This window comes from Herbaspirillum sp. B65 (genome assembly GCF_000333555.1).
Lineage (GTDB): Bacteria > Pseudomonadota > Gammaproteobacteria > Burkholderiales > Burkholderiaceae_D > Herbaspirillum > Herbaspirillum rubrisubalbicans.
On record NZ_BADI01000214.1, the window covers coordinates 1 to 9,749 of the forward strand.

The window sequence follows — 9,749 nt, forward strand, 5'->3', positions numbered from 1 at the left end:
TTGCTGTCTGCATGTCGCCACAACCAAGCCCCGCGCTTGATCCTTTGCTTGTCGTAAAGGAATTCCATGTCGATCCACGTGGCCCTGAACCATGTCACTTCTTACACCTACGACCGTGCCATCAACCTGGGGCCGCAAGTCATCCGCTTGCGTCCCGCCCCGCATAGTCGTACCCGTATCCTGAGCTATTCGCTGCGGGTATCGCCCCAGCCGCATTTCATCAACTGGCAGCAAGACCCGGAATCGAACTACCTGCAAGCTGTAAAACCTAAGTTTTTGGTGTGCGCAATATAAGTTTTTTCCCTGGCCGGACGTAGTCCGGCCATCGTCTTTTATCAGTCTTTTATCGTATGAGCTCTCAGCGTCGTGTCACTGGTGTGCGCAAGAAACTGGCCATGTTGCTGGCCATCGCCTTCATCCTCCTGATGTGGCAGATCGCGGCCTGGTCGTTGCCGTCCTTCCTGATGCCGGGGGTGCCGGAGGTGGCGGCGCGCCTGTGGGACGAGGTGCAGTCCAGCAATTTCCGCGCGGCGCTCTTCGGCAGTCTCTATCGCCTGGGCCTGGGCTATGGCTCGGCGCTGGTGCTGGGCATCGGGTTTGGCTTGATCGGCGCGGTGCTGTTCTTCTTCCGCGAAGTGCTGAAGTCGGCCATCGTGATCCTGCAATCGATTCCCTCGATTGCCTGGGTGCCGCTGTTCCTGATCCTGATGGGCTTTGGCAACCTGCCCATCGTGGTGGTGGTGGCCATTGCCGCCTTCTTCCCGGCCGCGCTGTCGGTGATGAATGCCACCGAGAGCGTGCAGCAGGTGCATGTGTCGGCGGCGCGCGTGATGGGCGCTTCGCGCCTGTCCATGCTGCGCCGGGTCTATCTGCCGGCGGTGATGCCGGAACTCATTACCGGCGCCCAACTGGCCTTTGGCAATGCCTGGCGCGCGCTGATCTCGGCTGAGATGCTGGTCGGTTTCGGCAAGGGCCTGGGCCGCACGCTAGCCTATTCGGGCGAGACTGCCGACATGATCGGCGTGATGGCCAATATCCTCACCATCGCCATCCTGGCCGCCTTGATCGACCAGGTGATCCTGGAAAACCTTAAACATCGCTTGCTGAAGTACCAGTACGTCTGATTCCAAAAACTAAGTTTTCCGTTCTCTGAAACTAACGATGCGCAGACTTCATTGCTTGCTTCTGCTGGCGCTGCTGGCCTTCGATGGCAGCGCCCATGCGGGTGTCATGGACGACGCCCGCCGCACCGGTCAATTGCGCATCGGCCTGGACCACGTGCCACCGGCTTACCAGGCCGGCATGAAATTCCGCACTCCAGAAAACATCGCCACCGTGCTGGCCGAGGATCTGGCTGCGCAATGGAAGCTCAAGCCCGAGCTGCAGAGCAACGCCGCCGAGCGTGCCGCGCTCAAGGGGTTACGCCCGCAGCTTGTATTGACGCGCATGGCAGCGGACGCCGCGACCACCAACGATCTTGCTCAGATCCCCACCGGCTATAGCGCTGGCGGCATGGCCATCATGCGCAGCGACACCAGCATCCGTAAATGGGAAGACTTGAAGGGCCGCAGCGTCTGCGTGTCTGCCGGCTCGCCCTATGTCGGCACCCTGGCAGCGCGCTACGGCGCCATCGAAAAAGTAATGCCGGCCCCGGCCGATTCGCTGCTGGCCGTGCGTATCGGTCAGTGTGATGCCGCCGTGCATGACGACACCCTGTTGAAGGTCTTGCTCAAATTGCCCGAGTGGAAGAAATTCTCCGCGCAACTGGCCCCGGTGAGTCGCCAGAGCCTGGTGTTGCAGGTGCGCGGCAATGATCCGGCAGACCTGGCCGCAGCACGCCAGGCTGCGGCGAGATGGAACGCTGCGTTCTGGGAGGCGGCCATCAAGAAGTGGGTCAACAACGTGGCCTTCGAGGTCTACCTGGACCAGAACGTCCCGGATTGTCACTGAGCAGGCTTGCTAGCTCGGCAATGATGTGCTTGCCCGATCGGGGTGCGATGGCATTTTGTTGCCAGCGGCATCACGAAGCGTCGCCAACTGCCACAAAAAAAGCCGGCTGCTCAGGTTTTCCCTGTGGCAGAGGGCGACAATGAGCGTAACATAGACGACATTCGTCGTACTGGAGGGGACAGCATGTTGCCTCCAGCCTTCATTACTCAGCCTTCGTTCCAAAGGGAGCCCATCATGGCCATGGACATCGCCTCCGCTGTCAACTCTGTCGTTTCCGACCCCAACGGCAACGCCCCCACCACGGGCAAGGCCAACGATCCGGTCGCGGTGCGTCGCGCCGAGGAAGCGGCTGCCGCGGTCAAGGCCGAACAGCGTCGCCTGGAAGAAATCCAGGCCGATGAAACCCGCGCCGAAAACGCGCGCCAGGAACGCAGCCGGCGCGAACAAGCCTCGCGCAACGCTACCGGCGATATCATCGGCACCACCGTCAATTCGGTCGCCTGATCCTCCCTCTGCCATCCACCAAGCCCGCAGCCCTGAAAAGGTGCTGCGGGCTTTGTCGTTGCCGCCGCGATGCGGTAGCACGCCGATATCCTTTTAGGATGCTCTACCGAGCAGGTTTTTGGAGAGTGATGACATCTTCTCTCAAGAGCATGTATTCGAATTCGCTCACCGTCAGGGGCTTTGAAAAATAATATCCTTGCAGGATATCCGCACCCAGCGCCTGACACAGCTGCATTTGCGCCAAGGTTTCCACCCCTTCGACGATGACTTCCAGCGCGAGGCTCTTGGCCAGCGCGATGATGGATTTCAATAGCTGGACATCGTCCGGTGACTCCGGCACGTGCTGCATGAAACTCTTGTCGATCTTGAGCACCGAGATGGGGAGTTGTCGCAGATACGACATGGACGAATAACCGGTGCCAAAGTCGTCCAGCGCAATGGTCACCCCCATGTCCCTGAGTTGCGTCAATGCGGTCGCCGCATTCTCAAAATCGGCCACCATGATGTTTTCCGTGACTTCGACGGACAAGCGCAAGTCGTCGCGGCCGGTACTTTCCAGGTCTTTCTTGAACGCATCCGGGAAGGAGCGATCATGCAATGTTGATGCGCTGATGTTGATGGCGATCTGAAAAGACTGCTCGACCCGGCCTTCGTCGCGCCACGTGCGCAGCTGTCGCAGCGATGCGCCGCGGGTGAAGTCATCGATGATCCCCATCATGCCGCATTCCTCGGCGATTGAGATGAATCGATCTGGAGCGAGCAGGCCCAGGCTGGGGTGCTGCCATCGCACGAGCACTTCGGCGCCGCAGATTTCCAGGGTCTTGGCGTGGACAAACGGCTGATAGAACACGCGCAGCTGCGGCACCAGATTCTTGGAACGTAGCGCATTTTCTATTCCAATCCGATATAGCACTTTCGCTTGTAACTGCTCGCTGTATAGATAGAAGCCGTTTCGGCGCGTGTTTTTTACGTGATACATCGCCAGATCGGCATACCTGCACAGATCGGCGGCATTCTGAGCGCACTCGGGATAGGAGGCAATGCCGATGCTGCAGGTGACGATCTGTTCGATGTCATCGATCACAAAAGGATCTTCCATGGACTTGATAATGTGCGCCGACAACTCCATGAGATCTTGCGTGCCCCAGATATTCTGCGCGACGATGGCAAATTCATCACCGCCGAGCCGGGCGGCCAGCTCGTTGTTGTGCAGCACATTCAGCAGTCTCTTGGCGACCATCTTGAGTAGCGTGTCGCCCGCGGAATGACCATAACAATCGTTGAACAGCTTGAAATTGTCCAGGTCAATGAACAGTACGCCAAACCGGATATCGCGTTGGCGCGCACGTTCAAATGTCGCGGCCAGTTTATTATCGAAACAGTAGCGATTGGCCAAGCCGGTCAACGGATCGTTTTCGGCCAGCAATTGCAGACGATGTTGCGCATCCAGCAATTGCAGCGTGAGTTCCTGGCGCGTCTTGGCGTGGAGCAGGGCTTTGCGACATGTCTGTGCAGACACTTCGCTCTTGAGCAGGAAGTCCTGCGCACCCGCTTCGATGCAGCGGCACTGCAGGTCCTCTTCAGTCGGGCCGCCGGTCAAGACGATCACGGCGACGTGGTGCGCAATATGGCGGTTGATTGCGTGCAAGGCATCCAGGCAATCCATGTCCGGGAGCCGATAGTCAAGCAGTACCGCATCGAATGCTCCTTGCATCAGCGCATTCAATCCTTCCCTGGCGGTTGCTGCCTCGGCGATCTCGCTGGAGACATTGGCCGCGCGGATGGTTTTGACAATGGACATCCGGTCTACCGTGTCATCATCGATAATCAGAAGTCTCATGGATGCGGTCCTTTAGTTTATTTTCACGGCAATTCGACAATGCGCCAATAGTGCTCCAGCAAGCCAATTGCACTCATGAAGTCACGGTTGATGGTGCTTTTGGTCATGTAGCCGGCGATATGTTTTTCGTAAGCCATGGCCATGTCTTCGTCAGCCTTGGAAGTGGTCAGAACGAATACCACAGTCTTCGTCAACATCTTGTCGGCGCGCAGTTCCCGCAGGAACTCGATACCGTTCATGCGTGGCATGTTCAGGTCGAGCAGCACGATAGACGGGGAAGGCAGCATCCCTCCACGCAGCATGTCGAGCGCTTCCAGTCCATCTCTGGCGCGAAAGCTCGGATTGGCAATCCTTAGTTTTTCGAGTGCTCTGCGCACGCCCATGACGTCGATATCATCGTCATCGACGATGAGCAGCGAGACTTCTTTTCGAGACTCGGTGGCAGCCATTCAGAGATCCTGACGTAAGGTCGGTGCGATTGGCCAGGTAAACATGAAAGTACAACCGCGTTGAATCGGTGCATTGCTGAGCAGGCTGATCTTGCCGCCGGCATTCTCCACCAGCTTCTTGACCAGCGCCAATCCTATGCCACTGCCTTCGACTTCGTCCCGTGGTCGCAAGGTCTGGAACATCTGGAATACGCGCTGATGAAATGTCGGATCAATTCCCGGTCCATCATCGGCTACCGTGAATTCGGCCAGATCATCGGCCAGCCGGCGTACTGCGACGGTGATCGTTCCCTGCGGTCGGTCGTGATGCTTTACCGCATTGGACATCAAGTTGCGCAACACTTGTTCCAGTGTTGGCTGGCAGGTCCGAATGGGAAAATTCTGCCCCTCGAGATGCAAGGTAAAGGTCGAAACGGGGAGATACGAATCGTAGATCTGACGCACAAGGTCATAGGCATCCATGTCGGCCAGAAGCAATTCAGATCGACCCACTCGGGAGTAGAGCAGCAGATCGTCGAGTAATTTATCCATGCGTGCGATGCGTTGCTGCATCATGTGGAGATGCTCTTCGATCGAGGTCGTATTGTGTTCGGCCAGATCTTCCTTGATCCATGTGGCGAGCTGGCCGATGCCGCGCAAGGGCGACTTCAGGTCGTGAGAAGCTACATAGGCAAAGGCCAGCAGTTCGTCGTTACTGCGCTTGAGTTCAAGTTGTTGCGCTTTTAGCCTGTGGTTGGCGATGACACGCTCGGTAATAACGCTGTGGGAAATGACGAAGAAACTTTCCGCGTCTAGCACGGGAGCGATCCGCATCATGAACCAACGCTGTTCATTGGGGCTATGGCATGGGTATTCATACTGAAAGAACGGCACCTCAGAGTCGATCACTGATTTGATGCCTATGTACACATGTCCCCCATCAGATTCGCCACTCTCGTCTGCCGCACGACAGGCGGAAAGATAGCTGGTGCCAATCCACCTGTATTCGGCGGGCATACCATTGTTTTTGCCGAAGTCACACCATGCCTTGTTGACGTAATGGATCACGCCGGCACGGTCTATCAATGCAATTTGGCTGTCGATAGAGTCCAGGGTGGCTCGGGGCAGCCAGGGAAAATGGCTTGCCACATTGTTTTCGGACTGCGACTGACGATGTCCTTCTTCAAGGTCGCTCTTCATGCCCTCCGCTCCCATCCTTTGCAAGCCACCGTGTCTACGTAACTGCTTCAAGGCTCGTAGATGCACAAGAAGAGATGTACACCTCTACGAACGCGTCGGTCTATTTCATCATGACTTAGCGTGGGTAGTGAGCAGATCGCTCTTTGCCAAACGGCCACGCCATGCCACAACCCAACGATATCTCCGGCAGCTTGAGCGGGGTCACATGAGATGAGCTTGCCGCTTGCCATCGCTTGCTCGACGATGCGGGTGAGTAACGCATGGTCTCGGCACCGGGCCTCATGGGATATGCGTTCAACTAACCGCGGATATGTCTTGTTCGCTGAGGCCAGAAGTCGCGCCCATCTGAATTCTGTGCGCTGGTTGATGCCTTTTAAATATCTTATGCCGAGTTCGTAGAGTGCCTCTGCCAGTGGTTTTTCCAGGATGCCTGCAAGCTCGTCATCTGCTGTGCCAATCGCTGTCTCAGCGTCTCGTAATAGCTCGGCTACGAAGGCTTCTTTATCTTCGAAATAGCTGTAGAAAGTCCGTCTTGCTACACCAGCATTCACCGCAATCGACTCGATATTGAAGTCCAACCCCTGCTTCAATATCAGCATTCGTCCGGCGTCCAGAAGACGGACTCTGCTTTCAGGATTGCGTGGTCGTCCAGGACGCCTCCTTGCTGCGCCCGGCTCGGAGTAAACTTGAATCATTCATGCCCCCCATCATCGACTAACTAAGTAACTGATTTTTCGGTCTCTTGAGTTGGTGCTCGGTTCGGGTTCAATAGCAATCTCGACGCGATTGCGTCCATTATTTTTAGCGCGATAGAGTGCTGAGTCGGCCAAGGAAAGAAGCGTAGTGCCATCATGTCCCAATTGGTAGGCCGCAACGCCAAAGCTGCAGGTGCGCTTATCGATAAGTGCGAAACTATGCCTCTCCACAATTGATCTCAATTTTTCAGCCATACGCGAGGAAGCCTCTACATCGCATTGCGGCAGGATGAGGAGAAACTCTTCTCCCCCCCAACGACCGACTATGTCTGTGGCACGCACGTTAGTGCGTAATATCTCCGCAATACGGACAAGGACAGCGTCTCCGGCCGAATGTCCAAACTTGTCATTCACTTCCTTGAAATGATCGACGTCAAGCAGGATCAGTGACAACTTTGTTCCATATCGATGGGCACGGGCGATTTCGCTATCCAGTGTTTCATCCAGCTTCGTTCTGTTGGCCAGGCCGGTCAATTTATCCGTGACGGCCAGAAGCGCAAGTTTTTCATTGAGACGCTCGATGCGCTGTTCAGCCAATTTGCGTCCTGTAATGACGCTATGAGAAATGACGAAGAAACTTTCCATTTCCAACACGGGGGCGATACGCATCATGAACCAACGCTGTTGATTCGGGCTATGGCATGGATATTCGTACTGAAAGGACGGCGCTCTAAACTCAAGTACTGATCTGATGCCTGCGTAGACCTGTTGTCCATCCTCCTCGCCACTGTTGCTTGCCCAACGGCATACCGCAAGATAGTTTGTGCCAATCCATCTGTACTGGGGAGGAATACCATTCTCTTTGCCGAAATCACACCATGTCTGGTTGACGTAACGGATCACCCCGGCACGGTCTATTAACGCAATTTGGCTGTCGAGAGAGTCCATGGCTGCGCGGAGCAGTCTGGGTAAGTGGCTTACCACAGATTTTTCGGCCTGCGATTGACGATGTCCTTCTTCAAGGTCCCTCTTCATGCCCTGCTCCCATCCTTTAATTTAACTAGAACTGATTTCATCAATAGGCGTCAGTGCGAGCCAGTCCCGTTGGGGATGATGTGCAAGGCGCGAATTGGCGCGCCTTGCCAGCCCCCCCTCTGAGCAGAACGTATCTCACGCCTATTGATGAAATGCGTTGTGCCAAGTTGGAGAGGGTGGTGACGCGCAAAGCCATGTGCCGGGCTTGGGCCCGGTCATCACGCGATCTTCAACGAGCTCCTGCTCGTACTGCCAAGGGAGAGGGGCGCTCAGGCCCCGCAATCGAGACAGGACTGGTCTTCCGATCGAAGAGCTTGCGAAAAGTATCGCCAACTGGCGATACCTGATGTGGAGAGTGGAGTGAGCGAGCGCTTGAGATCGTGTTCGAGACGTCCTACAGGCGCTGACAGGCAAGCATACGCATTTCGCGCGAGCTGCCCCTTATGAGTCGTGACGACGTTATGCATTACCCCCCCTTAACGCAGTTAGCCTAGCGACATCGTTATTGACCTCAATTCAAGACCGCTTAGGCGCCCCCTTAGGGCAAAGGATAATGAATCGGTCATCAACAAGCTAACGGACAGGCTTCGGCCAGTTCAACAACTTGAAGCTTGTCCATTCTTCGGCAGAACCGTGGAGCCGGCATTATTAATGAGTTTGACCGGACTCCAAAACAACACCATCCCCGTTCGATTTTCATGCCGTGTACCAGATATCGTCACGGATTCAACGTGGGACGGTGGACGAACAAAAGGACGCTCTGTTCGCCATATATCAATCACACCCCTAATGTGATTGATATGTAAGTTACATGCTAACTAGTTAGTTAACTATTTTCAAGGGTTTGGTGCGACGAGTAATGACTCATCCTGTTTTTCTATTTCTCTGTTTCCTCATTGCAATACCGCCGCCTTTGAATGGAACGAACCCTCAGTGATGCTGCCCCGGCCCATTGAGCGAGCCCAGCAGCCAGGTCTCGGCCATGTCGATCTGGTTGATCAGCATCAGGAAGGTTTCGTCATTGATGCGCTGCTCGGCGCGCAGGTAATGCACTTCCAGCCGCTCGGCGCGGACCGCTTCGAGTCGCAGTTCGCGCTCGAACTGCTTGAAGCGGTTGGCGGCGCGCTGGGTTTCTTCCGAATCACTCTCGGCATTCATGCGCATCCGATAGGTGGCCAAGAGGCTGCCGCTGACTTCCATCAACAGCGCCAGGTCCGATTCGTCCAGGTTTTCGCCGATGCGTTCCTGGGCCGTTTCGATGCTGCGCACGGCCGCCTCCGACAGGCGCAGGCGCGCCATCATTTCTTCGGCGCGGCGTCGCTTGACCTCGGCATCGAGTTGCAGATCCTTGAGCAGCCATGGCAGCAGGAAGCTGCCAAACAGCAGCGAGCAGATGATCACCCCGGTGGCCAGGAAGATCAGCAGGTCGCGTGCCGGGAAGGGCGTATGTTCCTTGAGCAGCAGCGGGATCGACATCACACCGGCCAGCGTGATGGCGCCGCGCACCCCGGACAAGGCGGTGATGCTGATGAGGCGCAGGTCGAACTTGCGATTGCGCCCGCTCTGGCCGCGCAGGGCCGAGGCGAAGCGGCGCATCCGCAGGTTGATCCAGACCCAGACGAAGCGCAGCACGATCAGCGCCACCGTGATGGCCAGGATATAGACGAACAGATGCCATACCGGCACGTTGCCGGCCATCTGCGCATCCACGTGGGCCAGGCTGACGATGCCTGGCAACTGCAGACCCAGCAGCAGGAAGGACATACCGTTGAAGACGAATTCCAGCATGGTCAGGATGCTGCGTCCCTGCAGGCGGGTGGCTGCCGATTCGCCACCAGCGGTCTCCAGGTAAGGCATCAACATGCCGCCGGCCACCGCGGCCAGGATGCCGGACAGGCCAAAGTGTTCGGCGAAGATGTAGGCCGTAAAGGGAATCAACAGCAGCAACACCACCTGGATGCCTGGTTCGTCGCCCGCCCATTCGATGATCTTGCGCCGGATCAGGCCGAAGCCCCCAGCCACGATCAGCCCCACGGCGATGCCGCCGGCGGCGATCAGGACGAAGGAAATGCTGGCGTCCAGCAGGGAAAAGGTACC

The 9,749-nt window shown here is 56.6% G+C and carries 9 protein-coding genes and 1 pseudogene; 4 read left to right on the top strand and 6 right to left on the bottom strand.

The genetic code is table 11. The features are described from left to right. Window positions 1-66: 66 nt before the first annotated feature. The 4 genes and pseudogenes from I5W_RS05440 to I5W_RS05455 form a co-directional block, all read left to right on the top strand. Window positions 67-255 (top strand): annotated as a pseudogene (locus I5W_RS05440) (transglutaminase N-terminal domain-containing protein); the annotation flags it as partial. Between the two features lie 95 nt (window positions 256-350). Continuing rightward, the gene (locus tag I5W_RS05445; RefSeq protein ID WP_017453000.1) at window positions 351-1,124 is read left to right on the top strand and encodes an ABC transporter permease; all 774 of its coding nucleotides are present in this window, start codon (window positions 351-353) and stop codon (window positions 1,122-1,124) included. 37 nt (window positions 1,125-1,161) lie between these two features. Beyond that, a complete protein-coding gene (locus I5W_RS05450; RefSeq protein WP_171427061.1) occupies window positions 1,162-1,950 on the top strand; it encodes a transporter substrate-binding domain-containing protein in 789 nt (262 codons plus the stop codon). 234 nt (window positions 1,951-2,184) lie between these two features. Then, window positions 2,185-2,454 (top strand): hypothetical protein, encoded by a 270-nt coding sequence (locus I5W_RS05455; RefSeq protein WP_017452998.1) that lies wholly within the window; start codon window positions 2,185-2,187, stop codon window positions 2,452-2,454. 103 nt (window positions 2,455-2,557) lie between these two features. On the opposite strand, the gene I5W_RS05460 is transcribed toward I5W_RS05455, so the two are convergent. The 6 genes from I5W_RS05460 to I5W_RS05485 form a co-directional block, all read right to left on the bottom strand. Beyond that, window positions 2,558-4,294, bottom strand: coding sequence for a putative bifunctional diguanylate cyclase/phosphodiesterase (locus I5W_RS05460; RefSeq protein ID WP_044528483.1), 1,737 nt, complete (start codon window positions 4,292-4,294; stop codon window positions 2,558-2,560). Window positions 4,295-4,317: 23 nt separating this feature from the next. Then, window positions 4,318-4,743 carry a response regulator gene (locus I5W_RS05465; RefSeq protein ID WP_044528484.1) on the bottom strand — a complete coding sequence of 142 codons (426 nt, stop codon included), beginning with the start codon at window positions 4,741-4,743 and terminating at the stop codon, window positions 4,318-4,320. Continuing rightward, window positions 4,744-5,922, bottom strand: coding sequence for a PAS domain-containing sensor histidine kinase (locus I5W_RS05470; protein ID WP_044528488.1), 1,179 nt, complete (start codon window positions 5,920-5,922; stop codon window positions 4,744-4,746). It lies immediately after the preceding gene. A 47-nt stretch (window positions 5,923-5,969) separates the two neighbouring features. Next, window positions 5,970-6,617: a TetR/AcrR family transcriptional regulator gene (locus tag I5W_RS05475; RefSeq protein WP_256380760.1), complete on the bottom strand. Its 648-nt coding sequence runs from the start codon at window positions 6,615-6,617 to the stop codon at window positions 5,970-5,972. A 12-nt stretch (window positions 6,618-6,629) separates the two neighbouring features. Continuing rightward, window positions 6,630-7,652, bottom strand: a complete 1,023-nt coding sequence (locus I5W_RS05480; protein WP_044528486.1) for a sensor domain-containing diguanylate cyclase — start codon at window positions 7,650-7,652, stop codon at window positions 6,630-6,632. 930 nt (window positions 7,653-8,582) lie between these two features. Continuing rightward, a partial coding sequence (locus I5W_RS05485) for a cation:proton antiporter domain-containing protein (RefSeq protein ID WP_044528487.1) occupies window positions 8,583-9,749 on the bottom strand: 1,167 nt, incomplete at its 5' end.